Source organism: Geodermatophilus arenarius, from assembly GCF_042654585.1.
Taxonomy (GTDB): Bacteria; Actinomycetota; Actinomycetes; order Mycobacteriales; family Geodermatophilaceae; genus Geodermatophilus; species Geodermatophilus arenarius.
The window spans coordinates 42,543-67,754 of the sequence record NZ_JBHSGR010000001.1 but is presented as its reverse complement, the minus strand read 5'-3'; the positions used below and the strand labels follow the sequence as shown (position 1 = coordinate 67,754).

Annotated in this window: 20 protein-coding genes and 1 tRNA gene; 7 read left to right on the top strand and 14 right to left on the bottom strand. The window is 75.6% G+C overall.

Annotated elements, in window-relative coordinates; translation table 11 throughout:
• Positions 1–45 precede the first annotated feature (45 nt).
• From ACFO3M_RS00325 to ACFO3M_RS00305, 5 genes are all read right to left on the bottom strand, one after another.
• A complete protein-coding gene (locus tag ACFO3M_RS00325) occupies positions 46–1,284 on the bottom strand; it encodes a beta-ketoacyl-[acyl-carrier-protein] synthase family protein (RefSeq protein ID WP_387984850.1) in 1,239 nt (412 codons plus the stop codon).
• A 50-nt stretch (positions 1,285–1,334) separates the two neighbouring features.
• Positions 1,335–1,574, bottom strand: a complete 240-nt coding sequence (locus ACFO3M_RS00320) for an acyl carrier protein (RefSeq protein WP_387984847.1) — start codon at positions 1,572–1,574, stop codon at positions 1,335–1,337.
• A gap of 77 nt (positions 1,575–1,651) precedes the next feature.
• Positions 1,652–2,617, bottom strand: coding sequence for a beta-ketoacyl-ACP synthase III (locus ACFO3M_RS00315; RefSeq protein WP_387984846.1), 966 nt, complete (start codon positions 2,615–2,617; stop codon positions 1,652–1,654).
• On the bottom strand, positions 2,614–3,816 hold the full coding sequence (locus tag ACFO3M_RS00310; protein ID WP_387984843.1) for an acyltransferase domain-containing protein: 1,203 nt from the start codon (positions 3,814–3,816) through the stop codon (positions 2,614–2,616). Before ACFO3M_RS00310 ends, ACFO3M_RS00315 begins: the two co-directional genes overlap by 4 nt.
• Positions 3,817–3,979: 163 nt before the next feature.
• The gene (locus ACFO3M_RS00305) at positions 3,980–5,158 is read right to left on the bottom strand and encodes a PucR family transcriptional regulator (protein WP_387984840.1); all 1,179 of its coding nucleotides are present in this window, start codon (positions 5,156–5,158) and stop codon (positions 3,980–3,982) included.
• Between the two features lie 44 nt (positions 5,159–5,202).
• Here ACFO3M_RS00305 and ACFO3M_RS00300 point away from each other — a divergent pair, with 44 nt between their 5' ends.
• Positions 5,203–5,892, top strand: coding sequence for a phosphatase PAP2 family protein (locus ACFO3M_RS00300; protein ID WP_387984837.1), 690 nt, complete (start codon positions 5,203–5,205; stop codon positions 5,890–5,892).
• Complete coding sequence (locus ACFO3M_RS00295; protein ID WP_387984835.1) at positions 5,889–6,374, top strand: pirin family protein; 486 nt, start codon at positions 5,889–5,891, stop codon at positions 6,372–6,374. The genes ACFO3M_RS00300 and ACFO3M_RS00295 overlap by 4 nt, the downstream gene beginning before the upstream one ends.
• An 18-nt stretch (positions 6,375–6,392) precedes the next feature.
• Here the strand turns inward: ACFO3M_RS00295 and ACFO3M_RS00290 are convergent, their stop codons facing one another.
• Complete coding sequence (locus tag ACFO3M_RS00290) at positions 6,393–6,527, bottom strand: hypothetical protein (protein WP_387984833.1); 135 nt, start codon at positions 6,525–6,527, stop codon at positions 6,393–6,395.
• 386 nt (positions 6,528–6,913) lie between these two features.
• On the opposite strand from ACFO3M_RS00290, the gene ACFO3M_RS00280 reads away from it, so the two are divergent.
• The gene (locus ACFO3M_RS00280; RefSeq protein ID WP_387984830.1) at positions 6,914–8,314 is read left to right on the top strand and encodes a GH1 family beta-glucosidase; all 1,401 of its coding nucleotides are present in this window, start codon (positions 6,914–6,916) and stop codon (positions 8,312–8,314) included.
• Positions 8,315–8,502: 188 nt separating this feature from the next.
• Here ACFO3M_RS00280 and ACFO3M_RS00275 read toward each other — a convergent pair whose 3' ends face one another.
• Positions 8,503–9,423: an FAD-dependent oxidoreductase gene (locus tag ACFO3M_RS00275; RefSeq protein ID WP_387984827.1), complete on the bottom strand. Its 921-nt coding sequence runs from the start codon at positions 9,421–9,423 to the stop codon at positions 8,503–8,505.
• Positions 9,424–9,516: 93 nt separating this feature from the next.
• Positions 9,517–12,315, bottom strand: coding sequence for a pyruvate dehydrogenase (acetyl-transferring), homodimeric type (aceE, locus tag ACFO3M_RS00270; protein ID WP_387984825.1), 2,799 nt, complete (start codon positions 12,313–12,315; stop codon positions 9,517–9,519).
• A 316-nt stretch (positions 12,316–12,631) separates the two neighbouring features.
• On the opposite strand from aceE, the gene ACFO3M_RS00265 reads away from it, so the two are divergent.
• The 3 genes from ACFO3M_RS00265 to ACFO3M_RS00255 all read left to right on the top strand — a co-directional run bounded on the left by ACFO3M_RS00265 (position 12,632) and on the right by ACFO3M_RS00255 (position 13,689).
• Complete coding sequence (locus ACFO3M_RS00265) at positions 12,632–13,057, top strand: DUF3052 domain-containing protein (protein ID WP_387984824.1); 426 nt, start codon at positions 12,632–12,634, stop codon at positions 13,055–13,057.
• Between the two features lie 49 nt (positions 13,058–13,106).
• Complete coding sequence (locus ACFO3M_RS00260; protein ID WP_387984822.1) at positions 13,107–13,568, top strand: peroxiredoxin; 462 nt, start codon at positions 13,107–13,109, stop codon at positions 13,566–13,568.
• A gap of 49 nt (positions 13,569–13,617) precedes the next feature.
• A tRNA-Val gene (locus ACFO3M_RS00255) sits at positions 13,618–13,689 on the top strand.
• Between the two features lie 193 nt (positions 13,690–13,882).
• On the opposite strand, the gene ACFO3M_RS00250 is transcribed toward ACFO3M_RS00255, so the two are convergent.
• Positions 13,883–14,683, bottom strand: coding sequence for an esterase/lipase family protein (locus ACFO3M_RS00250; protein WP_387984819.1), 801 nt, complete (start codon positions 14,681–14,683; stop codon positions 13,883–13,885).
• Between the two features lie 224 nt (positions 14,684–14,907).
• Between ACFO3M_RS00250 and ACFO3M_RS00245 the strand changes: the two genes are divergently transcribed.
• On the top strand, positions 14,908–15,816 hold the full coding sequence (locus ACFO3M_RS00245; protein WP_387984817.1) for an alpha/beta fold hydrolase: 909 nt from the start codon (positions 14,908–14,910) through the stop codon (positions 15,814–15,816).
• On the opposite strand, the gene ACFO3M_RS00240 is transcribed toward ACFO3M_RS00245, so the two are convergent.
• From ACFO3M_RS00240 to ACFO3M_RS00220, 5 genes are all read right to left on the bottom strand, one after another.
• Positions 15,791–17,323: a long-chain-fatty-acid--CoA ligase gene (locus tag ACFO3M_RS00240; protein ID WP_387984814.1), complete on the bottom strand. Its 1,533-nt coding sequence runs from the start codon at positions 17,321–17,323 to the stop codon at positions 15,791–15,793. The two genes, ACFO3M_RS00245 and ACFO3M_RS00240, sit on opposite strands and share 26 nt — an antisense overlap.
• A 60-nt stretch (positions 17,324–17,383) precedes the next feature.
• Entirely contained in the window at positions 17,384–20,338 is a 2,955-nt protein-coding gene (locus tag ACFO3M_RS00235) for a wax ester/triacylglycerol synthase family O-acyltransferase (protein ID WP_387984812.1), read from the bottom strand.
• Positions 20,335–22,575, bottom strand: a complete 2,241-nt coding sequence (locus ACFO3M_RS00230; protein ID WP_387984810.1) for a glycerol-3-phosphate 1-O-acyltransferase — start codon at positions 22,573–22,575, stop codon at positions 20,335–20,337. The genes ACFO3M_RS00235 and ACFO3M_RS00230 overlap by 4 nt, the downstream gene beginning before the upstream one ends.
• A 131-nt stretch (positions 22,576–22,706) precedes the next feature.
• Entirely contained in the window at positions 22,707–23,714 is a 1,008-nt protein-coding gene (locus tag ACFO3M_RS00225; RefSeq protein ID WP_387984808.1) for an NAD-dependent epimerase/dehydratase family protein, read from the bottom strand.
• Positions 23,715–23,773: 59 nt separating this feature from the next.
• Complete coding sequence (locus ACFO3M_RS00220; protein WP_387984806.1) at positions 23,774–25,180, bottom strand: WS/DGAT/MGAT family O-acyltransferase; 1,407 nt, start codon at positions 25,178–25,180, stop codon at positions 23,774–23,776.
• Positions 25,181–25,212: the final 32 nt, after the last annotated feature.

Genomic DNA, 25,212 nt, shown 5'->3' with positions numbered 1-25,212 from the left:
GGGCCTTGAGTGCGGGGCCGGCCCGGGGGCCGGGCGGGGAGTGCGCTAGGCGGTCGTGAAGACGAGCGCGATGTTGTGGCCGCCGAAGCCGAACGAGTCGTTGACCGCGGCGGTGAGGGACGCCTGGCGCGGCTCGCGGCGGACGATGTCGAGGGCCTGCACGGCGGCGTCGTCGTCGGGGTCGTCGAGGTTCGCCGTCGCGGGCACGACCTGCTCGCGCAGCGCGAGGATGGTGAACACCGACTCCAGGGCGCCGGCGGCGCCGAGCAGGTGGCCGGTCTGGCTCTTCGTCGCGGTGACCAGCGCGTGGTCGCCCACGGCGCTGCGGATCGCGGCGGCCTCGGCGGTGTCCCCGACCGGGGTCGAGGTGGCGTGCGCGTTGACGTGGCCGACGTCGGCGGGGTCGATGCCGGCGTCGCGCAGCGCGGCGCCGATCGCGCGGGCGGCGCCCTCGCCCTCGGGGTGCGGGGCGACCAGGTCGTAGCCGTCGGCGGTGGCGCCGGCCCCGGCGAGCCGGGCGTGCACCCGGGCGCCGCGGGCCCTGGCCGAGCCCGCGCGCTCGAGGACCAGCGCGGCCGCGCCCTCACCGAGCACGAACCCGTCCCGGCCCTTGTCGAACGGGCGCGAGGCGCGCTCGGGCTCGTCGTTGCGGGTGCTCATCGCCCGCATGGCGGCGAACCCGGCCATCGGCAGCGGGTGGACGACGGCCTCGGCGCCGCCGACCAGGACGACGTCGGCGCGGTCGAAGCGCAGCAGGTCCAGGCCCCAGCGGATCGCCTCGGCGCCGGAGGCGCAGGCGCTGACCGGGGCGTGCACGCCGCCGCGGGCGCCGATGGCCAGCCCGACGGCCGCGGCGGGGCCGTTGGGCATGAGCATCGGGATGGTGAAGGGGGAGACCCGCTTGGGGCCCTTCTCCTCCAGGACGTCGTCCTGGCCGAGCAGGGTCAGCGCCCCGCCGATGCCGGTGCCGAAGACGACGGCGATCCGCTCGGGCTCGACCCCGGCGTCGGCGGCACCGGACTCGGCCCAGGCCTGCTCGGCGGCGATGACCGCGACCTGCTGGCTGCGGTCCAGCCGGCGCGCGCGGACCCGGTCGAGCTGCTGGACGGGGTCGGTGGCCAGGGTCGCGGCGAGCTGGGCCGGGAACTCCTTGACCCAGTCGTCGTCGAGGCGGCGGACCCCCGACCGTCCGGCCAGCAGCGCGTCCCAGGTGCTGGCGACGTCGCCACCGAGGGGCGTGGTGGCTCCGAGGCCGGTGACGACGACGTCGTCGTTCGAGCTCATGACGGGTCCTCTCCTGGGGGCGTGCGGGCGCGGGCGGCCGGGGACCCGGCTCAGCCCTGGTTCTTCTGGATGTAGCTGATGGCGTCGCCGACGGTCTTGATGTTGCCGAGCTCGTCGTCGGGGATGGCCACGCCGAACTTGTCCTCGACGGCGGTGGCGATCTCGACCATCGACAGGGAGTCGACGTCGAGGTCCTCGGTGAACGACTTCTCCGGGGTGGCGTCGGCGGGGGCGACCCCGGCGACCTCCTCCAGGATCTCGGCCAGACCTGCCTGGATGTCCTCGCTCACGCGGGGGTCCTCTCTCTCGGTGGGGGCGGGCGCTGCCCGCCGTCGGGCCCGGACGTCCCGGGTGTCTGGGGTGCCGCTCAGGGCAGGACGAGCACCTGGCCGGCGAAGGTGAGACCGGCGCCGTAGCCGAGGACGAGCGCGAGGTCGCCGCTCTTGGCCTCGCCGGACTCCATCAGCGCGGTGAGGGCCAGCGGGATCGACGCCGCGGAGGTGTTGCCGGCCTGGACGATGTCGCGGGCGACGACGGTCTCCTTGCCGAAGCCGAGCCGCCGGGTCATCGACTCGACGATGCGCAGGTTGGCCTGGTGCGGGGCGAACACGTCGATGTCCTCGGGCCCGACGCCGGCGGACTCCATCGCCTGGATGAGGGTGTCGGTGAGCCGGGTGGTCGCCCAGCGGTAGACCGCCTGGCCGGCCATCGAGATGCCCCTGGAGCCGGCGACGATCTCGATCGCGGAGAACTGGTCGCCGTCGCTGCCCCACGCCACCGGGCCGATGCCCGGCTCGTCGGAGGCGCCGACCACGGCCGCGCCGGCGCCGTCGGCGAAGATCACCGCGGTGGAGCGGTCGGTCTGGTCGACGACGTCGGTGAGCCGCTCGACGCCGACCACCAGCGCGTTGCGCGCCGAGCCCGCGCGGATGGCCGCCGAGGCCACCTCCAGCGCGTAGCAGAAGCCGGCGCACCCGGCGTTGAGGTCGAACGCGCCGGGGCGGGGGATGCCCAGGCGGTGGGCGACCTGCGGGCCGATGCCGGGGATCGGCTCCTTGAGGCTGGCGCTGGCGAGGATCACCAGGTCGACCTCGTCGGGCGCCAGGCCGCTGGCGGCCAGCGCCTTGCCGCCGGCGGCGACGGCCATCTCCTGCAGGGTCTCGTCCTCCGAGGCCCAGCGGCGCTCGGCGATGCCGACGCGGGTCTGGATCCACTCGTCGTTGGTGTCCATCACCTGGGCGAGCTCGTCGTTGGTGACGCGCCGGCGGGGCCGGTAGCCGCCGAGGCCCAGGATGCGCGCCCCGGGGGCGCCCTTCGGCAGTCGGATGCTCACGCGGGGACCTCCGGGTAGAGACGGGCGAGCGGGTCGCCGGCGTCGACGAGGTCGCCGTCCTGGACGAGCCACTCGGCGAGGACGCCGTCGTACCCGGCCGAGACCTTGACCTCCTCGCGGCGGCTGCGCACGCAGCCGAGGGGGGTGCCGGCGGGCAGGTGGGTGCCCTCGGGGACGTCGGCGGGGCTGACCGTGCCGCGGACGGGGGAGACGACGACGCGCCAGTCGGGCTGGTGCTCGGCCTCGGGGCGGCCGCGGGCGGCGTCGATGAGCGCGCGGGCGCGGTCGAGGTCGCCGGGGCCGGCCAGCGCCAGCACCTCGACGTCGGCACCCTTCCACTCGCGCTTGGCCAGGCCCGCCAGCGCGCCCGCCGGCGGCAGCTCGATGGCCGCGGTGACGCCGAGCTCGCGCAGGGTGGCCAGGCACGCGTCGAAGTGCACCGGGCTGGTGACCTGGCTGACCAGGCGGGACAGCGTCTCGGCGCCGGAGTCGACGGCGGCGCCGTCGGCGTTGGACAGCAGCAGCCGGCTCGGGTCGGCCGGGCGCAGGCCGCCGACCAGGCCCTCGAGCTCCTCGCGGGCCGGGCCCATGTAGGAGGTGTGGAACGCGCCCGCCACCGACAGCGGCACCACCCGTGCCTTCGCCGGCGGCTCCGCCTTGAGCGCGGCCAGCCCGTCGAGCGGCCCGGCGACGACGACCTGGCCGCCGCCGTTGAGGTTGGCCGCGACCAGCCCGTGCCGCTCGAGCGCCTTCTCCAGCTCGTCGGGGTCGGCGCCGAGGACGGCGGACATGCCGGTCGGGGTGAGCCCGCAGGCGCGGGCCATCGCGCGGCCGCGTACGGCGGTCAGCGCGATCGCCGCCTCGACCGACAGCACGCCGGCCAGCGCGGCCGCGGTGAGCTCGCCGACGCTGTGCCCGGCGATGACGACGTCGCGGCCGGTCTGCGGGCTGTGCGCGACCGGGCCGGGCAGGCCGCCGAGCTCGCGGGCGACGAACAGGCTCATCGCGACGACCAGCGGCTGGGTGACCGCGGTGTCGCGGATCGCCTCGGCGTCGCCGGTGGTGCCCAGGGTCAGCAGGTCGGCGTCGGCGATCGCCCCGGCCCAGCGGAAGAAGGACTCGGCGCCGGGGAGCTCCAACCAGGGGGTGAGCATCCCGGGCTTCTGCGCACCCTGCCCGGGTGCGAGGACGGCCAGCACCCCACCACCGTCTCATTGGTCACGGCCCCCCGCGCGCTCGTCCGGCACGAAAGGACACCGCTGCGCTTTGGAGGGTTCCTACAACAGCGGAGCCCGGACGAGCCGTTGCGGTGCCGATCCGTGGTGGACAACACTGCAGGACCCCTTGCGGCCCCGGACCCTGCTAGTGCCAGAGGGAGCGCTCGCCGCCCAGGTCGGCCAGTGCGAGCGCGACCTGGAGCGTCCAGGCGCCGCGCGGGTCGGTGGCCACCTGGCCGGTCACCTCGGCGGCCCGCTTGAGCCGGTACCGGACGGTGTTCGGGTGGACGAACAGCGCCCGCGCGGTGGCCTCCAGGTTGCCGCCGCCGGCCAGCACCGCCCGCACCGTCTCGAGCAGGTCGCCGCCGGCGGTGCGCAGCGGGAGCACCACCCGCTCGGTGAGCGCCGCGCGGGCCAGCGGGTCGCCGTCGAGGGCCCGCTCGGGCAGCAGCGCGTCGGCGGGGACCGGCCGCGGTGCGCCGGGCCAGGCGCGCGCGGCCCGGAGCCCGGCCAGCGCCGCCGCGGCCGACCCGCCGGCCGCGCTGAGCCGGTCGACGACCGGGCCGAGGACCACCGGGCCCGGCCCGAACTCCTCGGTGACCCGCTCGGCCGCCGACCGCAGGTCCTCGGCGCCGCCCAGCACCACCACCAGGTGCTCGGCGTGCACGCCCACGAGCACCTCGCAGCGGTGCGAGCGGGCGGCGCGGCGGACGTCGGCGTGCGTGTCGCCGTCGGCGGGGGCGACCCCGACCAGCACGGCCACCGGGCCGGTGCCGTCCCAGCCGAGCGCGGAGGCGCGGCCGGGCAGCTCCTCGGAGCGCTCGCCGCGGACCAGCGCGTCGACGACCAGCGCCTCCAGTCGCGCGTCCCAGGCGCCGCGGTTCTCGGCGAAGCTCGCGTAGACGTGCGCGGTGGCGAAGGCGACCTCGCGGCTGAACAGCAGCACGGCCAGGCGCAGCGCGTCGGCGTCGCCGGGCTCGGCCACCGACTCGACGTGGTCGTCCATCACCTGGACGGTGAGCTCGACCAGGTCGACGGTCTGCTTGAGCGGCACGGCGCGGACCAGGTCGCGGGGCGCGGCGCCGAACACCTCGCCGGTGAGCCGGGGCGGGCGGTCGGGGGAGCGGCACCACTCGACCAGCGAGGCGATGCCGGCCTGCGCGACGAGCATGACCCACGAGCGCTGGTCGGCGGGCATGGTGCGGAACCAGGGCAGGTCCTCGTCCATGCGGGCGACGGCGCGGGTGGCGATGGCCCCGGAGGCGCGCTCCAGCCGCCGCAGCGTCGCCGCCGTCGGCGGGCGGTCGATCACCCGGTGGGCCACGCGGTCAGCGTGTCACGGCCCGTTGCGTCGGGGAGAGTGGGGGAGTGACCGCCCCGACCACCGCGCCCGCACGGGCCCGCCGCCGGGTGCTCCGCGCGATCGGGGCCGGCCTCGCCGTCCTCGCCCTGCTCGGGACCGGGGTGGCGGCCCGCTTCGGCCCGCAGGTGCGCCTCGACGACGCGGTCAGCCGGGAGCTGTACGCCGGGGACGACCGCTCGGCGCCGGTGAGCGCACTGCTGGAGACGCTCACCACCCCGGGCGTCACCTGGTTCCGCGTGCTGGTGTTCCTGCCGGTGCTGGTCTGGCTGGTCCGCCGCCGGGCGTGGCGCACCGTGCTGTGGGTCGTCGTCGCGGTCACCGCCGTCGGGCCGCTCACCACCGCGCTCAAGGAGCTGGTCGGGCGCGCCCGCCCGGCGTTCGAGAACGGCGGCCTGGTGTACGAGGGGCTGAGCTACCCGAGCGGGCACTCCTCGGGCATCGCCACGCTGGTCACCGTCGCGCTGGTGCTGGCCTGGCCGCGGCTGACCGCGCCCGGCCGCCGCGCCGCCGTCGCCGCGGGGGTCGCGCTCGCGGTGCTGGTCGGGCTGACCCGCGTGTGGCTGGGGGTCCACTACCCGTCCGACGTCGTCGGCGGGCTGTGCCTGGGGACGGCGTGGTCGCTGCTGGTCGCCCTGGTCGCCGGCGGGCTGCCCGGCGGTCCGGCGGCGCTGTCCGGGCGGGACGCCGCGCGGTGACCGGCGTCGAGGGCGCCCCGCTGCTCGAGCCGGGCGACGGCTCGCTCGGCCCGCTGCTGCGGGTCACCGACGACCGGCTGCCGCCCGGCGCCGGCTACGGCGTGCACGCGCACCGCGCGGTCGACGTCGTCGCGATCGTGCTGGCCGGCTCGCTCACCCACCGGTGGGGCGGGGACGCCCCGCTGGCGGCCGGCGACGTCGGCGTGCTGCGCGCGGGCACCGGGCTGGACCACGACGAGGTCGCCGGACCCGGCGGCGCCCGGGTGCTGCAGGCCTACCTGCGCGCGGCCGACCCGGGCGCGGCCCCGGCGCACGAGGTCGTGCGCGCCCCCGCGGGCTGGGTCGACCTCGGCCGCCCCGACGCCCGGCTGTGGCTGGGGGCGGACGGCCCCGACGTCCCCGACGGCGTCGTGCTGCGCCCCGGCGGCGGGGTCGCCGTCGTGTGGCGCGTCGATGCCGCCCGCCCCGTCTGGGCGACCTGAGCGAGGACCCTCGCGACCTCAGGCGGAGGCGCGCCGCACGAGCCGGGTCGGGCAGACCCGCGCCTCCACCTCCGCGGAGCCCTCGACCCGGCGCGGCACCAGGTCGGTCATCTGGCGGGTCATCTCGCCCAGCGGCTGGGCGACCGTGGTCACCACCGTCCACGTCACCCACGACCAGGTCGAGGCGATGACGACGGGCGACCGCGTGGCGGTGCTGCGCGACGGCGCCCTGCAGCAGTGCGGCACCCCGGCGCCCTGCGCGACCGCCCGGCCACCACCTTCGCCGCCGGGTCCATCGGCTCGCCGGCGCGCTGCTGCCGGTGTCGCGGGACCTGCTCGACCGGGCCGCCGCCGGCACCGGGGGGGCACCGTCGGCTTCCGCCCCTGCGGGTCCGCGAGGGCGGCCTGCACGTCCTCGACCCCGTGACGCAGGCGCGCGTCGACCAGCCCCTACCGTCCTCCCGTCGGCGGCGACCGCTGCCGCCACGCCTCCCCCTGGCCTCGCCCCGCTCACCCCTGCCCTGAGGAGCACCCCTGCCGTGACCACCACCGACGCCCACGAGGACGCCCTCGCCGGGCTGACCTTCCCGCCCGGCTTCGTGTTCGGCGCCGCGACCGCCTCGTACCAGATCGAGGGCGCCGTGACCGAGGACGGGCGGGGACCGTCGATCTGGGACACCTACAGCCACACGCCCGGCCGCACGTTCGAGGGCCACACCGGCGACGTCGCCGTCGACCACTACCACCGCTACCGCGACGACGTCGCGCTGATGGCGGACCTGGGGCTGTCGGCGTACCGGTTCTCGGTGGCCTGGCCGCGGGTCCTGCCCGAGGGCGGCGGCCGGGTCGAGCAGCGCGGGCTGGACTTCTACCGGCGGCTGGTCGACGAGCTGCTCGCCGTCGGGGTGCAGCCCTGGCTGACCCTGTACCACTGGGACCTGCCGCAGGCGCTGCAGGACCGCGGGGGCTGGGCCGACCGGGACACCGCGGAGCGCTTCGCCGACTACGCCGCGGTCGTCGTCGACGCCCTCGGCGACCGGGTGCGGCACTGGTCGACGCTCAACGAGCCGATGTGCAGCGCGCTGCTCGGCCACGTGTCCGGCGCGCACGCCCCCGGCCTGCAGGACCCGGTCGCCGGCGCCCGCGCTACCCACCACCTGCTGCTCGGGCACGGCCTGGCCGCCGCCCGGCTGCGGGCGGCCGGGGTGACCTCCCTCGGCGTCACGCTGAACTTCACGCCGATGCACCCGGCGACCCAGGACCCCGCCGACGTCGACGCCGCCCGCCGGCTCGACGGCCAGCAGAACCGGATGTTCCTCGAGCCGGTGGTCCACGGCGCCTACCCGGCCGACGTCGTCGCCGACCTCGAGGCCGCCGGCGCCCCGCTGCCGGTGCGCGACGGCGACCTGGAGACCATCGCGGCGCCGCTGGACTGGCTGGGCGTCAACTACTACTTCGAGCAGACCGTGCGGGCCGGCACCCGCCCCGCGGACGCGCCGCCGACGTCGTTCATCGGCGGCGAGGACGTCGTCGAGCTCGACCCCGAGGGCCCGACGACGACGATGGGGTGGGGGATCAGCCCGCAGGCGTTCACCGACCTGCTGCTGTGGCTCACCGAGCGCGCGCCCGGCCTGCCGCTGGTGGTCACCGAGAACGGCTCGGCCTGGGACGACGAGGTCGACGCCGAGGGCGCGGTGCACGACCCCGAGCGGGTCGACTTCCTGGTCCGCCACCTCGGCGCGATGGCGGCGGCGATGGAGCGCGGGGCCGACGTCCGGGGCTACTTCGCCTGGTCGCTGCTGGACAACTTCGAGTGGGCCCGCGGCTACGCGCAGCGGTTCGGGCTGGTGCACGTCGACTACGCCACCCAGCGGCGCACGGTGAAGGACAGCGGCCGGGCCTACGCCGAGCTGCTGCGCCGGCACCGCGCCGGGGCCTGAGGACCGGGGGCCCGTGCGGGGGTCGCGCACGGGCCCCCGGTCCTACGCCGCGGCCGGGCGGTCGCTGCTCGCCACGGCCGTCGCGCGGGTGGACGGGCTCGGGCGGGTCACGGGCGCCGCGGCCGCCCCTCGGTCCACCGTCCCGGGCACTCGCCCGAGGCGCAGGCCCGGCTGCTCCCGGCCGACGCTCAGACCAGGTCGGCGACGTCGGCCGCGCAGCCCCAGGAGAGGGTGACCCCGGCGCCGCCGTGCCCGTAGCAGGCGACGACCGGCCGCCCGCCGACCTCGAGCCGCTCCAGCCGGACGGTGGGCCGGCCCGGCCGCAGCCCGACCGCCCGCGACAGCACCGGCTGTCCCCGCAGCGCCGGGACGAGCGCGCACGCCCGCTCCAGGATCGCGGCCTCCACCCGCGGGTCGGGGTCGCGGCCCGTGGCCCCCTCCACCGCCGTCCCGCCGACGACGACGTCCCGCCCTCGGGGGACGACGTAGGTCAGCCCGGCCGGGCCGTCCTCGTCCAGCACCCACCCGGGCAGGCCCGGGTCGGCGAGGCGGACCACCTGGCCCTGCACGGGCACGCAGGTGTCGTCGTCGAGGAGGTGCCCGGACCCCAGCCCCGCGGCCACCACGACGACGTCCCCGGCCACCTCGTCGAGCGACCCGACCCGGCCCGGCACGGTCGTCACCCCGGCCGCGGCGCACGCGGCGGCCAGCCAGGGCAGGTACCGGCCGGTGTCGACCACCGGCAGCGTGCAGCGGGTGCCGGCGGGCGCGCCGGGCGGCAGCTCGTCCGGGGACGCGGGACGGACCCCGGGCACCCCCGGCGCCCACCACGGGTCGGGGTCGGGGGTGCGGTGCACGTACGTGCCCGGGCGCAGCGCCACCCCGGTCGCCGGGTCGGCGGCGAGCCGGGTGAGGACCTCCAGCGAGGTGGCGCCCCACCGCAGCACGGCGTCGGCGGGCGCCACCCGGTAGGGGGACCAGATGGCGGCGGCCACCGCGGAGGTGGTCGCCTCCCACGGGTCGGCGGTGAGCAGCCGGACGCGGTGCCCGGCACGGGCGAGCTCCAGCGCGCAGGTCAGCCCGACGACGCCGCCGCCGACGACCGCCACGGTGCGGCGGTCGTCGGCGGTATTCCTGGACCCGGCCCCCTTGCAGGGTCCCGCCGCGAGCTGGCGAGTGGCGGGGGGCAAGGGGGTCCTCGCTCAGGTCGCCGGGCTCGGGTCGGTCCGCTCCTCGGCCGGCGCGGCCTGCACGTCGCGGATCCGGTACCTCTCCACCGCCTCGCGGACCTTCGACCGGTCCACCTGGCCCCGGTCGGCCAGCGACGCCAGCGTCCGGACGACGATCGACTCGGCGTCGACGTGGAAGTGCCGGCGCAGCGCCGGGCGGGTGTCGGACAGGCCGAACCCGTCGGTGCCCAGGGTGGCCATGCCCCCGGGGACGAACGGCGCGATGAGGTCGGGGACCGACTTCATCCAGTCCGACACCGCCACGACCGGGCCCTCGGCGTCCTGCAGCCGCTGGGTCACGTAGGGCACCTGCGGCTCGTCCTCCGGGTGCAGCAGGTTGTGCTCGCTGACCTCGTCGGCCTGCCGGCGCAGCTCGGTCCACGAGGTCACCGACCACACGTCGGCCGACACGCCCCAGTCCTCGCGCAGCAGCTCCTGCGCCCGCAGCGCCCACGGCACCGCGACGCCGGACGCCAGCACCTGGGCCCGCGGGCCCTCACCGGAGCCCGGCGCGTACAGGTACATGCCGGCGAGCAGGCCCTGGACGTCGAGGCCCTCGGGCTCGGCCGGCTGGTTGTAGGGCTCGTTGTAGACGGTCAGGTAGTACATGACGTCGGGGCTGCGGTGCCCGCCCAGCGGCGCGCCCGGGTCCTCGCCGTACATGCGCAGCAGCGCGTCCCGGGTGATGTGCCCGACCTCGTAGGAGAACGCCGGGTCGTAGGACACGACGGCCGGGTTGGTGTGCGCCAGCAGCAGCGAGTGCCCGTCCTCGTGCTGCAGGCCCTCGCCGTTGAGCGTCGTGCGGCCGGCGGTGGCCCCGAGGACGAAGCCGCGGGTCATCTGGTCGGCGGCGGCCCAGAACGAGTCGCCGGTCCGCTGGAACCCGAACATCGAGTAGAAGATGTAGATCGGGATCATCGGCTCGCCGTGGGTGGCGTACGAGGTGCCGACGGCGGTGAACGACGCCGTGGAGCCGGCCTCGTTGATGCCCTCGTGCAGGATCTGGCCCTGCTCGGACTCCTTGTAGGCCAGCATCAGCTCGCGGTCGACCGAGGTGTAGCGCTGCCCGCCCGGGTTGTAGATCTTCTGCGACGGGAAGAGGCTGTCCATCCCGAAGGTGCGGGCCTCGTCCGGGATGATCGGCACGAACCGCGGGCCGAGCTCCTTGTCCTTGAGCAGCTCCTTGAGCAGGCGGACGAACGCCATCGTCGTCGCCACCTCCTGCTTGCCCGAGCCGCGGCGCAGGACGTCGAGCGCCTTGTCGTCGGGCGCCTTGAGCGGCTTGAACTCCGAGCGCCGCCGCGGGACCGCCCCGCCCAGGGCCCGGCGCCGCTCGAGCATGTACTGCATCTCGTCGGAGTCCGGGTCGGGCTTGTAGTAGGGCGGCAGCGTCTTGTCGAGCGCCTCGTCGGGGATGGGCAGGTAGAGCCGGTCGCGGAAGGCGGCGAGGTCCTCGGCGGTCAGCTTCTTCATCTGGTGCGTGGAGTTGCGGCCCTCGAAGTGGCTGCCCAGCGTCCAGCCCTTGATGGTCTTGGCGAGGATGACCGTCGGCTGGCCCTTGTGCTCCACCGCCGCCTTGAACGCCGCGTAGACCTTGCGGTAGTCGTGCCCGCCCCGGGAGAGGTCCCAGACCTCCTTGTCGCTCATGTGCTCGACGAGCTTGCGGGTGCGCGGGTCGCGGCCGAAGAAGTGCTCGCGCACGAAGGCGCCGTCCTCGGCCTTGTAGGTCTGGTAGTCGCCGTCGGGCGTCTGGTTCATGAGGTTGACCAGCGCGCCGTCGCGGTCGGCGGCCAGCAGCGGGTCCCACTCGCGGCCCCAGATCACCTTGATGACGTTCCAGCCGGCGCCGCGGAAGAAGGACTCCAGCTCCTGGATGACCTTGCCGTTGCCGCGCACCGGGCCGTCGAGCCGCTGGAGGTTGCAGTTGACGACGAAGGTGAGGTTGTCCAGCTCCTCGCGGGCGGCCAGGCCGATCAGGCCCAGCGACTCCGGCTCGTCCATCTCGCCGTCGCCGAGGAACGCCCACACGTGCTGGTCGGAGGTGTCCTTGACGCCGCGGGCGTGCAGGTACCGGTTGAACCGGGCCTGGTAGATCGCGTTCATGGGGCCCAGGCCCATGGAGACGCTGGGGAACTCCCAGAAGTCCGGCATCAGCCGCGGGTGCGGGTAGCTGGACAGGCCGCCGCCGGGGTGGCTGACCTCCTGCCGGAACCCGTCGAGCTGCTGCTCGGTGAGCCGGCCCTCGAGGAACGCGCGAGCGTAGATGCCGGGGGAGGCGTGGCCCTGGAACCAGATCTGGTCGCCGCCGCCGGGGTGGTCCTTGCCGCGGAAGAAGTGGTTGAAGCCCACCTCGTACAGCGACGCGGAGGAGGCGTAGGAGGAGATGTGCCCGCCGACGCCGATGCCCGGCCGCTGCGCGCGGTGCACCATGATCGCGGCGTTCCACCGGATGTAGGCGCGGATGCGCCGCTCGACGTGCTCGTCGCCGGGGAAGTAGGGCTCCCGCTCGGGCGGGATCGTGTTGATGTAGTCGGTGCTGCGGAGGGACGGGACGCCCACCTGCTGCTCACGGCTGCGCTGCAACAACTTGAGCATGAGGTAGCGGGCTCGCCCGCGGCCTGCGTGCTCGACGACGCTGTCGAGCGACTCCACCCACTCCTGGGTCTCGTCGGGGTCGGTGTCGACCAGCTGGCTCGGGAGCCCGTCGGTGATGACCGCGCGGGGCTGTCCGGCGTCGCGGGTGGGGTCTCCACCCTGCTGCGGTGCGCTCATGCCCCCATCGTCGCGCGCCGGGATGGTCCGCGTCACGCAGGACCTCCCGCCCAGCGGTGTGCGCGGCGCCCCGGGCGCGTCGTCGACGACGGCTTGCGCGTGACCAGGCATGCCCTACGCTCCTGCCCACGCGGACCGACGCCGTCGGCACCCGCGCGTCCGGGCACGAGAGGGGTGACATGACCAGGCAGCGGGTGTCCTCCCCGCCGGTCGTGTCCGCCGTCGGCCCCCGTCCACCCCACGCGCCCGTCAGCCGGCGCTCCGTGCCCGCCGGTGCCCCACCGGCGGTTCGTGATCTCTCGGAGGAACAGCAGGGATGAGCGTCGACTCGGGCAGCGCCGGCATGGCGGCCCGGCTGGGCATCAAGCCGGGCATGGTCGTGCAGGAGCTCGGCTGGGACGAGGACGCCGACGAGGACCTGCGCGACTCCATCGTCGAGGTCTCCGGCAGCGAGATGGTCGACGAGGACACCGACGAGGTCGCCGACGTCGTCGTCCTGTGGTGGCGCGAGGACGACGGCGACCTGTTCGACGCCCTCACCGACGCGCTCACCTCGCTTGCCGACGAGGGCGTCGTGTGGCTGCTGGTGCCCAAGTCCGGGCGGCCGGGCCACGTCGAGCCGGGCGACGTCACCGAGGTGGCGCCCACCGCCGGGCTCGCGCAGACCAGCAGCATCTCGGCCGCCAAGGACTGGTCGGGCATCCGCCTGGTCACCCCGAAGGCCGCCCGCAGCAGACGGTGACGCCGTCCCGCCGCGGGGGCGCCCGCGCCCGTGCGGCACGATCGGGCGCATGAGCCTCTCCGTCGGTGACGTCGCGCCCGAGTTCAGCCTCCCCGACCAGGACCGCCAGGTCGTCTCGCTGCCCGAGCTGCGCGGGACGCCGGTCCTCGTCGTCTTCTACCCGTTCGCCTTCTCCGGCATCTGCACCGGCGAGCTGTGCCAGCTCCGTGACGAGCTGACCACCTACACCGACGCCGGCGTGAAGGTCCTGGCGATCAGCACCGACCCGGTGTTCAGCCTCAAGGCGTTCAAGGCGCAGGAGGGCCTGGACTTCCCGCTGCTGTCGGACTTCTGGCCGCACGGCGCCACCGCGAAGGCCTACGGCGTGTTCAACGAGAAGGCGGGCATGGCCCTGCGCGGCACCTTCCTCGTCGACGCCGAGGGGAAGATCGCCTTCGCCGAGGTCAACCAGCCCGGCGACGCGCGCGAGCAGTCCGGCTGGAAGGACGCCGTCGCGGACATCGCGGCCTGAGGCCCGGGTCCGGGACCCACCGCCCGGGGGCACCTACCCTGGGCGGGCGGGGCGCGTAGCTCAGCGGGAGAGCTCTCGCCTTACAAGCGAGCGGTCGCCGGTTCGATCCCGGCCGCGCCCACCTCCGCGCCGTCCGCCGTCCGGCGCATCCCGTCGCCGAGTGGTCGGCTGCCGGGGTCACGGGGGCCGGGAGACCCCGGCACCTGACCGGTCGCGATCGGCGAAGACGCCCGTCGTCGACCTGCGGCCGTCCCAGCCGTGTGGGGACAGCCGCAGGCCGACGAGCGGCGGTGTCGGGGTGCGGCGCAGCCGGGTCAGGCCGCGGCGGCCGGGCGCAGCGGGACCTCGGGGACGTCGGGGCGCGGGAAGGCCGGGCGCAGGGCCAGCGGCGGGCGGAACGGCCGCCAGGTGCCCTCCCGCTGCGCGAGCCGGTCGGCGACGGCGTAGAGGACCGCCGGGTTGTGGCCCATGCCGAGGTGGCTCGCGTACACGGCGACGTTCTCGGCGTGCGGCGAGAGCCGGTCCAGGCACGCCTTCCAGGCGACGATGCCGTCCTGGTGCGAGTAGATCGACGTCGACGGCACCGCCAGCGGCGTCGCCTCGCTCTCCAGCGGCAGCGTCCGCTTCTCCACGTGCAGGTGCGAGTAGCGCTCGAACACCTTGTGCGCGCGGGTCTGGCTGTCGCGCTGCAGACCGAACGGGCTGCCCAGGGTGATCACCTGGCGTACCGCGTCCGGGGTCTTGCGGGCGAGGTCGCGGGCGAAGATGCCGCCCAGGCTCTGGCCGATGAGGCTGACCGGCCGGCCGTAGCGGTCGCTGAGGTCCTCGATGCGGCGGCTCATGCCCTCCACGCACTCCTGCGTCGGGCCGATGTTGCGCCCGAGCCGCCAGCCGTGGACGCGGTAGCCCAGCCGCCGCAGGGTGCGGCGCAGCGTCGCCGTCGACATGTCGTCGGCCATGAGGCCGGGCAGCACCAGGACGGGGTGGCCGTCGCCGGTCGGTAGGCGCGGCATCAGCGGACGGGCCGCCAGGTAGAGGCCGTAGTCGGCCATCGCGCGGCTCACCTCGGTCAGGTACAGCGGCAGACCGGGCCCGTCGTTGGGCTGTCGCGACACGTCGTCCTCCTCGCCGGCGGTCCACACCGCCTCGCCCGGTCCGGTACCCACCATGGAGGACCGGTCACACCTGACTGCGACGACTCGCTGTGTCCAGTGTGGCCCTGATCACATGCGTCGCAGGGGTCCCAGGCGTCCGGCGAGGGCACTTTCCCGTGTCGGAATCACTGGCGGAGGGTGCCCCGGGGCGCCGTCGGCTCGCGCACCAGAGGGGGACCGTCGGGGTGGACGAGGCACCGGGGACGAGCAGGACCGTCGACCTGGGCGGCCCGGTGCACGTCGTGGACTACGGCGGTACCGACGACGGCCCGGCGGTCGTGCTGGTGCACGGGCTGGGCGGGTCGCACGGCAACTGGGACCTGCTCGCGCCGCTGCTGACGCCGTCGGCCCGGGTGTGGGCGCTGGACCTGCCCGGCTTCGGCCGCAGCGAGCCGGGGGAGCGCCGCGCCACCGTGCCGGCCAACGTCGCGGTCCTGCAGCGCTTCCTGCGCGAGGTCGTGGGCGAGCCGGCGGTGCTGGTCGGCAACTCGATGGGCGGGATGGTCTCGCTGTTCACCGCCGCGGCCGCTCCGGACGCGGTGCGGGGCCTGGTGCTGCTCGACCCCGCGCTGCCCGGCGGCCGGCGGCGGCTGGACCCGCTCGTGGCGGGCACCTTCGCCCTGTACGCCCTGCCCGGCCTGGGGGAGCGGTTCCTCGCGCTGCGGCGGGCCCGCTCGACGCCGCTGACCCGGGTGCGGTCGATGCTGCAGCTGGTCGGCGTCGACCCCGACGAGCTGCCCGCCCCCGTCATCGACCGCGCCGTCACGCTGCTCGAGCAGCGCGAGGACGCCGCCGGGATGGACCGCGCCTTCCTCACCGCGGCCCGCTCGCTGCTGGGGATCCTGGCCGACCCGCGCCGCTACCGGTCGGCCATGGCCCGGGTGGCCGCTCCGGTGCTGCTGGTGCACGGCGACCGCGACCGGCTGGTGCCCGTCGACGCCGCGCGCGAGGTGGCGCGGGCGCACCCCGGCTGGCGGTACGAGGAGCTGGCCGGGGTCGGGCACGTGCCGCAGCTGCAGGTGCCCGACCGCCTGGCCGGCCTGGTGCTCTCCTGGATCGGCGAGACCGTCAGCGGCCCCGCAGTTCGGTCTTGAGGACCTTGCCGCTCGGTCCCTTGGGCAGCTCGTCGATGACGACCACCTCCCGCGGGTACTTGTAGGCGGCCAGCCGCTCCTTGCAGAACGCGATCACCTCGTCCGGCTCGGCCGAGGCGCCTGGGCGCAGGCTCACGAAGGCCACGACCTCCTCGCCGAGCCGCTCGTCGGGCCGGCCGACGACGGCGGCCTCCATGACCGCCGGGTGGGCGTGCAGGACCTCCTCGATCTCGCGTGGGTAGACGTTGAACCCGCCGCGGATGACCAGGTCCTTCTTGCGGTCGACGATGAAGAAGAACCCGTCCTCGTCCGCGTAGCCGAGGTCGCCGGTGTGGAACCAGCCACCACGCATGGCCTCGGCGGTGGCCTCCGGGCGCCCGAGGTAGCCCTTCATGACGTTGTGCCCGCGCAGCACGATCTCGCCGACGTTGTCCGGCCCGGGCGGCAGCGGCCGGTCCTCGCCGTCGACGACGCGGACCTCGCAGCCCCACAGGCGCTTGCCGATCGAGGTGACCCGCCGCTCCTCGGCGCTGCGGTTGAACGTCGCCAGCGCGCAGGTCTCCGACAGCCCGTAGCCCTCGAGGATGGTCGCCCCGCCGTAGGCCGCCTCGAAGCCCTTGATGACCTCGCCGGGGATCGACGCGCCACCGGAGACGCACACCCGCAGCCGGGACACGTCGCGGCCGGTGAGGTCGGCGTGCATGAGCGCCACGAACATCGTGGGGACGCCGCAGAACACCGTGACCCGGTGCTCCTCCATCGCGTCGAGCACGGCGCCGACGTCGAAGCGGGGGACCAGGGACAGCGTCGCGCCGGCGCGGATCGCGCAGTTCATGACGCTGGACAGGCCGAAGACGTGGAACAGCGGCAGCACCGCCATGCCGACGTCGTCGTCCCGGTACTGGAAGGTCTCCGCGGCCACCGACGCCGCCATGTACATCTGGAAGTGGGTGAGCTCGGCGCCCTTGGGGCGGCCGGTGGTCCCGCTGGTGTAGATGATCGTGGCGGTGTCGTCCGGGGACATCTGCTCGACGTCGGCCGGGTCGGCGCCGGCACCGGCGGCGACCACCGCGTCGAACGGGGTGGTGTCCGGCGGCGCCTCCGGGCCGCCCGGCGCGGAGACCACGTACACCCGGACGCCGCCGGCCTCGGCCGCGCCCTTGACCGCCTCCTCGGCGAACGCGTCGAAGGTGACGAGCACCTTCGCGCCGCTGTCGGAGAGGTGGTAGCTCACCTCGGGTGCCTTGAGCAGCGGGTTGAGCGGCACGACCGTCATCCCGGCCCGCAGCGCGCCGAAGTAGGCGATCACGAACTGCGGCACGTTGGGCAGCTGCAGCGCGACGCTGTCGCCGCGCTGCAGCCCGGCCTCCCGGAGCCCTGCCGCCACCTGGGCCGACAGCTGGTCGACCTGGCCGTACGTGAGCGTGAGCGGGCCCAGCTGCAGCATCGGCTTGTCGGGGTGGGCGGAGGTGGACTCCCGCAGGATCGTCGCGAGGTTGAAGGTCATGGCCGCTCCCTGGGCTGTGACGCGGGTTACAACCCGGTGCAGTACCGCGGGAGCCCCCGCTCACACCTGCCCGAGCGCCACCACCTCGTCCAGCCCGGCCTGGAGGTCGGCCACCAGGCCCGCCGGGTCGGTGACCGCGGCGCTGTCCAGGTTGACGCCGATGCAGCAGGTGTCCTCGTGCGAGAGCAGCGTGACCATCGCCGCGGTCCCCGGCAGCGGCCCGAACGGGTACATCCGCAGGATCCGCGAGCCGGCGATGTACACCGGGTGCGCCACGCCGGGCATGTTGCTCACCTGGACGTCGTTGGCGCTGGTCAGCCGCCCGGAGACCGCGCCCACGACCGGCGCGGGGAGCCAGTGCAGCGCCGGGCCGAGCAGGTCGTCGGTGACGCCGCCGGCGCTGGTCTCCCGCGCCGAGAGGACGAACTGGCGGATGGTGGCGATCCGCGCGGCCGGGTCGGCCTCGGCCAGCGACGCGGTGAACCGGGCGCCGGTGAACCGGTTGCCGCCCTGGGCGTCGTCGCGGGCGCGCAGGCTGATCGGGATCCCGACGGTCATCGTGGCCAGCGGGGCGCCGGTGCGCTGGTGGTAGCGGCGGAAGCCGCCGACCACCGCGGCGAGGAAGCCGTCGTTGAGGCTCCCGCCGGCCGCCTTCGCGCCCCGCTTGAGGTCGGCGAGCGGCACCTCGAGCACCTCGAACCGCCAGTCGCCGCCGCGGGCGGCGAGCGCGGGGGAGCTGCCGCGCGGCGGCGCGAGGGTCTTCGTCGCCGCGCGGGCGGCGTCGAGCGCCTGCGCCGCCACCTCCCGCGGGTGGCGCAGGGTGCCCAGCGCCTCCACGCCGCGGCGCAGCGCGGCCAGCGGCACCGACCGCGCCGTCCCGACCAGCTGCTCGGTCAGCGCACCGACGCGGGAGACCTCGCCGGGCACCGGGGCCGGCGGCTCGGGGCGGGCGGGGTCGCGGTCGGGGCTGCGGCGGTGCAGCAGGCCCATGAGCTGGACGGCGCCCAGCCCGTCGGTGGTGCTGTGGTGGGTCTTCACGACGTAGGCGGCGCGGCCCTCGGCCAGGCCCTCGACCAGCAGCACCTCCCACAGCGGCCGGTCGCGGTCCAGCGGCGCGGAGGCGAACTCCCCGACGACGTCGAGCAGCTGCCGCGTCGAGCCCGGCTCCTCCAGCCGCACCCGGCGCACGTGCCGGCCGAGGTCGAGGTCGTCCACGGTCGCCCAGCGGGGCGCGCCGACGCCCAGCGCGGGCTCGACCACCTTCTGGCGCATCCGCGGCACCATGCGCGAGGCCCACTCGTGCGCGCCGAGGAAGCGGTCCCAGTCCGGCGCGGTCTCGAGCACCTCGAGCAGCGTGACGTTGGCGCGCAGCCGCGGGTCGGCCGCCTCGGCGCGCCACATCGCCGTCTCGATGGGGTTCATCTCCGGCGAGGTGCCCCAGTCCAGCGGCGCGGCCGGGACCGCGGGAGCGGGCGCGCCGTCCTCGGCGGTGGGCGACTCGGCCACCACCGGCCGCCGGGTGCGCCCGGACCAGTTGGCCAGCGTGGCCAGGAAGGAGTCGCGCACCTCGGTCACGTGCCGGTCGAGGTCCTCGACCGTCCAGTCGCTCGTGTCGACCGGGGGCAGCACCCGCACCTGCACGGTGCCGGGGGAGACCGTCGTCGCGCCGCGCCACATGAGCTCGCCGGCGTTGCGGATGACCACCGGGACGATCGGCACGCCGGCCTGCATCGCGACGTGGAAGGCGCCCTTCTTGAACGGGCCCAGCGTCGGGGTGGCCGAGCGGGTGCCCTCGGGGGCGACGACCAGCGAGATGCCCTCCTTGAGCCGCTGCACGGCCGGCTCCAGCGCGCGGCGTGCCTGGGCGGGGTCGCCGCGGTCGACGAAGGCGACGTCGGCCAGCCGGAACGCCAGCCCGAAGCCCGGCGTCCGCGCCAGCTCCTTCTTGGCCACGCCGGTGAACCCGCCGCGCAGCAGCTTGGCGAGGATGAGGACGTCGAGCTGGCTCTGGTGGTTGAACAGGAAGACCGCGGGCCGGGTGGCCAGGTGCTCGGCGCCCTGGACGTCGAGCCGGACGCCGGCCAGCGCGCTGCCGAGTTCACCCGCGAGGGTGAGGCCGAGGTCGACCGCCTCCCGCCGCGAGCCGCCCAGCGCGCCGACCGCCAGGCCCGTGGCGAAGCCGCCGAACATGCCGCCGACGCCGGCCAGCGTCCGGGCGACGTCGGCCGGGGAGGTGCTCCCGCGGCGCTTGAAGCGGGCGACCGGCCACGAGTAGTGCCGGGCCGCGGCGGTCAGCCCCTTGCCCGGGTTGAGCGCGCGGGCGCGGCCGACGGTGCGCAGGAAGGGGACGTCCTCGTCGCCGTTGGAGTAGGCGTAGCTCTGCAGCAGGTCGATGCCGTGCTCCTCGGCGAACGCGCGCACGGCCGCGGCCTTGCCCGCCCGCCACAGCAGCGGGCCGCCCGGGCGGCCGGTGCAGACGCCGTCGACGATCTCGACGGGGGAGACCAGCACGTGCTCCACGCCCATCGCGCGGGCGGCCGGCTCCACCTGGAACCGGGTCGCCGACGAGGCCAGGACCACCGTGTGCCCGGCCTGCAGGTGGGCGGTGACCAGGCGCCAGGCCTCGGGGTACAGCGAGCCCGCGATGCCCTGGACGAACAGCCGCTCGCCGAGCTCGGCCAGCTCGTCCTCGCTGCGGCCGGCCCAGGCGCGCATGCCGGCGACGGTGAACCGCTCGAAGTCCTCCTCGGTGGTGACCCCGCGCAGACCGGTGAGCAGCAGCTGGCCGAGGTCGGTCGGGGTGACGTGCAGCGAGCGCAGGTGGTGGCGGGCGAAGGCGGCCAGCGAGTAGCCGTCGATCACCGTCCCGTCGAAGTCGAAGAACGCCCCGACCCGCGGACCGGGCGGCGCCGCCTCGACGTCGGCGATCAGCTGGTCCTCGGTCCAGACGTTGCTCCGGGCCATGGCGGCCGCCTGCTCGCGCAGCCCGCCCCCCGTCGACGTCTCGGCCGTCACGGTTCCACCCCCACGCTCTCCCGCCGCGCCGCGGCGTCCAACTCGTCGATCACCACTACTCGGCCGACGACGTCCCGGACTTGAGCGGCCCACTCCTGCCGCCGGCGGGCCAGGTCGTCCCGGCCGGGGTCGACCAGGTCCAGGTTGGCGGCCAGCCGCAGCGCCCCGGCGAACAGCTCGCGGGACAGCGACTCGGGCCCGTGCAGCCGGCCCTGCAGCAGCATCTGCTGGCCCACGCCGGAGCACTCGGCGAGGAACTCCGGCTCGGTGACCGGCGTCCGCGGGTCGCGGGCGGCCAGCCGCTCGGCGACGACGAGCTGCGCGTCGACGAAGGACCGCAGCACCCGGTGGGCCACCAGCAGGTCGGCGCGGCAGAGGACGTCGCGGCCGTCGGCGGTCTCCCACCCCGGGTCCAGCCGCTCGAGTTCGCCGGCCAGCCGGTCGCGGTAGGCGTCGCGCTCGGGGAAGAAGAACTCGAACTTGAGCTGGTCGCGCAGCCGGTAGGCCTCGTCCCAGCGGTCGGCCGGGTCGCGCAGCATCACCAGCTCGGCGATCGCCCGGTCCACGAAGTGGTGGATCGCGTTGTTGCGGTAGAAGGCGGCGACCAGGTGCTGCCCGCGTCCGATCGCGTAGACCGGCTCCTCGCCGCCCTCGTAGGCGGTCACCACGCCCTGCCCGGCCAGCGCGCCGAGCACCCGCCGCACGCCGCGCGGCGTCTGCAGGGCGGCGCCGGAGTGCGGCAGGTCCCGCTCGGTGAGGTAGCGCAGCAGCGGCTCGAGCACCCGCTGCACCTGCGCCAGCGTCAGCGCCCGGTCCCGCACGCCGAGCAGGGCGAGGGTGACCAGCGCCGTCGCCGTCGCCGGGGTGACGTCGTTGATGCCGACGGCGACCTGGAAGGCCACCTTCTGCAGGCTCAGCCGGCGGGAGCCGGGGTCGGCCGGGTCGGCGCCGCGCAGCGCCGCGGCCAGCGACAGCGGCTCGGCGAAGCCGACGTGCACCGTGCCCAGCGGCGTGCGCACCTGCTCGCGGATGTAGGACGCCATCCACGACAGGCCCTCGCCGCGCTTGGCGGCGCCGCCCTGCTCGGCGGCCATCCCCGACACCTCGCGGAGCTGGTCGTAGGTGATGGACACCGGGACGAGGTAGACGTCCTCCACCCGCTTGCGCTCCACGGCGTCGGCGACGAAGCCGAGCAGCCCGTGCCGCGGGGGACGCAGCTTGCCGGTGCGGGAGCGGCCGCCCTCCATGTACCACTCGAGGTTGAACCGCTTGGCCAGCAGGAACGCCAGGTACTCGCGGACGGCGGTCTTGTAGACCTGGTCGTCGCCGAAGCTGCGCCGGATGAAGATCAGCCCGGCCCGCTTGGCGATCGACCCGACCGGCCAGAACCGCAGGTTCTCCCCGCCGAGCACGTGGTTGCGCGGGAAGTCGTGCTGCGCCAGCACGTCGGCGAGGACCAGCGGGTCGACGTAGGAGCGGTGGCTGGGCAGGAACACCAGCGGGTGCGTCCGGTTGAGCTCGCGCAGGTCGGTGAGCCGCGCGGTGTCGGCCTGCACGTCCCAGGCGCGGGCGTGCACCGGCCGCAGCAGCCCGGTGAACACCTCGACGGCGGCCGGGTCCATCGCCGCGACGAGCTCGTCGAGGTCGGCGGCGGCCTCGGCGGCCACCTCCTCCTCGGGCCGCTCCAGCCGCTCGGCCAGCGCGGCGACCTCCGCGCGCCACTCGGGGCTGTGCCGGATCGCCTCGGCGACGTGCCGGGGCACCTTGGCCCGGTCGCCGACCACCTGCCGCTCGGCCCGGTCCAGCGCCAGCGCCGCCTGGTGCGCGACGAACGCGGCGAGGCTGCCGGTGCCGTCCCACCGGCCGGTCAGCTCGCCCACGGTGGCGGGCTCGGCGACGACGACCCGCGCCCGGTCCGGGTCGCGGCGCACCGCGGCCGCCTGCAGCGGGGCCGGCGGGCGGCGCAGCAGCGAGGGGCGGGCCGCCGACCACCGCCCGCGCCGGCCGGGCCCGCGGCGGGTCACCTCGGCGCCGCGGAGCGGCGTCCACGCCACCCGGGTCGCGGTCACCACGGTGGCGGGGTCGGCGTCGGCCAGCGGTCCGGCCAGCGCCGCGCCGCTCAGCGGCAGGACCGTCCCGCCCGGGGGCAGCGCCTCGGTCACCATCCGCCGCTCGACCTCGCTCGCGGCGTCGACCAGCACGATGCGGGGGACGTCGTCGTCCGCTCCGGGGGTCATGCGCACTCCTTCCTCGGGGCTCGTCGCGGCGCGCCGGCGCCGGGTCCAACGGGCGGGCGCCCCGCCGGTGACGGGGCCGGCGCCGGCGGAGGCGCCGATCCTGCTCCCGCGCGGCGCGACGCGGGCCGGTCTCAGCCCCGGTCGAGGGTGGCGCGCAACGCCTCCAGGCCCGTGTACCGCGGCTGCCAGCCCAGCTCCCGCTTCGCCTTGGTGGTGTCCATGATCGCCGGGTGGCTGGCCGCCTCCACCCACTCGGCGGCCGGCGGCAGGAACGGCAGCCGGGACACCGCGCGGGCCGCGAACTGCGCCGGCGCGGCCGGCAGCGGCAGCGGCAGGGCGCCGTACTCGCGGGCGACGTCGGCGGCGGTCACGACACCGTCGCCGGCGATGTTGTAGGCCCCGGGCGGGCCGGCGGCGACGACGCACTGCAGCAGCGCGGAGCCGACGTCGTCCTCGTGGACGAACTGCAGCGGCAGCGCCGGCACCGCGACCGGGACCGGGACCGGCAGCCGCCGGGTGCTCTGCTCGGCCAGCCACCGTCCCAGCGGGGCGAGCGGGCCGGGCAGCAGGTCCTTGGCGCCGACGGTGTGCGGACCGAGCACCACCGGCGGGCGCAGCAGGTACAGGCCGAGCTCCGGGTGGTCCTGCGCCTCCTGCTGCAGCAGCTGCTCGAGCTCGGCCTTCTCCTGCGCGTAGAACAGCCGGGACGCCGGGCGCACCGGCCAGTCCTCGGTCATGCCCACCGGGTTGTCCCGGTGGAAGCCGTACGCGGCGAGCGAGGAGGCGTAGACGAACCGGCGCGCACCGGCGGCGGCCGCGGCCCGGAACGCGTTGAGCGTGCCGTCGACGTTGATCGCCCGCGTGGTCTGCCGCGAGGCGTTGCCGGTGATGAGGAACGCCAGGTGCACGACGACGTCGGCGCCGGCGAACGCCTCCTTCAGGGCGTCGGCGTCACGCACGTCGCCCCGGCGGTACTCCATCTTCGTCCAGCCGCGGGCCGCCGGGTCGAAGGGGCGGCGGGCGATGCCGACCACCCGGCGGACCCGGTCGTCGGCCTGCAGCAGCGGGACCAGGCCCTCCCCGAAGGTGCCGGTGGGGCCCGTGACGGCGACGGTCAGATCGGTCTCGGAAACGGTCACGACGGCGCGCTACCCGGCGTCGCCGGGCGTGAACCGGGTCACGCCCGGCGACCGCCGGGTCACGGCGTGGCCGCGGCCGGCTGCCGCTCCGCGGCGAGCCCGACCAGCTCGGCGATGCCGCGGCAGATGCCCTCGGAGAGCACGTCGACGTCGGGGAAGGCGTCGAAGTCGGCGTTGATGCCGAAGGTCATCGAGTTGAGGTAGCTGAAGATCCCGATGGAGATCCGGGTGCCGCCGGCGATCGGCACGTAGGGGTGCGCGGACACCATGCGCTTGCCGAGCACGTACAGCGGCACCCGCGGGCCGGGCACGTTCGTCGTCACCGCCTGGCACCACACCTGGCCGGTCTGCATGGCCGCCCGGACCCCGAGGGCCAGCAGCGTCGGCGCGACGTAGTCGCCCATCCCGATGATCGAGCGGGCGTCGACGGCCTGCATCGTCCGCTTGTACTCGTCCATCTGCTGCTTGATCGCGGCCAGCCGGGCCCGCGGGTCGGCCTCACCGACCGGCAGGTCGACGAAGACGGCGGTCACCCGGTTGTCCAGCGAGCCGCGCTCGCCCTCCTTGCGCACCGAGATCGGCACCATCGTGCGGACGACCGTGTCGCCGCCGAGCGCCCCGCGGCCCTTGAGCAGGTCGCGGAAGCCGCGGGTGATGGCGGTGAGGACGACGTCGTTGACCGTGCCGCCCAGCGCGCTGCGGGCGGTGCGCAGGTCCTCGAACTCGGCGTCGGCCCACGCCCAGCGCCGGTGCGGGCCGATCGGGCCGGTGAGCGTGCGGGCCATGGGGGTCAGCGCCTGGCGGGCCAGCTGCGGGACCGACGACACCGCCACCTTCGCGCTGTTGAACAGCCCCCTCGCGCCGTTGCTGACGGCCTCGGGGCCGTGGACGAGCTGGCGCAGGGGAGCGGTGACGGTCTCGGTCAGCGCGCCGGCGACCATCTCGACGCCCGAGGGGCTGCGCTGCGGCGACCAGTCGCGCGGCGCCTTGTGCTCCGCGTTCGGGTCGAGGTCGAACATCACCTGCATCAGGTCGGTGCCGGCGATGCCGTCGACCATGCAGTGGTGGACCTTGGAGATGATCGCCCAGCGGTCGTCCTCCAGCCCCTCGACCAGCCACACCTCCCACAGCGGCTTGGCCATGTCCAGGCGCTGGCCGAGCACCCGGCCGGCGAGGTTGCGCAGCTGCTCCTCACCGCCGGGCTTGGGCACCGCGGTGTGCCGCACGTGGTAGAGGATCTGGAAGTGCGGGTCGTCGACCCACAGCGGGCGGCCCAGGTTGAAGGGCACCTCCCGCACCCGCTGCCGGTAGCGCGGCACCAGCGGCAGCTTGCTCAGCAGCAGGCGCACCAGGTCGCCGTAGGACGGCGCCGGTCCCTCGAAGACCGCCACCGAGCCCACGTGCAGCGGTGCGTTCTCGGTCTCCGCGTAGTAGAAGCCGGCATCGGTCGCGCTCAGGCGGTCCACGGTCGCTCCCCAACTCGTCGAGACGGTGTCGG

Coding starts and splice junctions, on each gene's coding strand:
- ACFO3M_RS00260 (WP_387984822.1), top strand. CDS start 13,107: ATGAGCCTCTCCGTCGGTGACGTCGCGCCCGAGTTCAGCCTCCCCGAC.
- ACFO3M_RS00230 (WP_387984810.1), bottom strand. CDS start 22,575: ATGACCCCCGGAGCGGACGACGACGTCCCCCGCATCGTGCTGGTCGAC.
- ACFO3M_RS00325 (WP_387984850.1), bottom strand. CDS start 1,284: ATGAGCTCGAACGACGACGTCGTCGTCACCGGCCTCGGAGCCACCACG.
- aceE (WP_387984825.1), bottom strand. CDS start 12,315: ATGAGCGCACCGCAGCAGGGTGGAGACCCCACCCGCGACGCCGGACAG.
- ACFO3M_RS00240 (WP_387984814.1), bottom strand. CDS start 17,323: ATGACCTTCAACCTCGCGACGATCCTGCGGGAGTCCACCTCCGCCCAC.
- ACFO3M_RS00265 (WP_387984824.1), top strand. CDS start 12,632: ATGAGCGTCGACTCGGGCAGCGCCGGCATGGCGGCCCGGCTGGGCATC.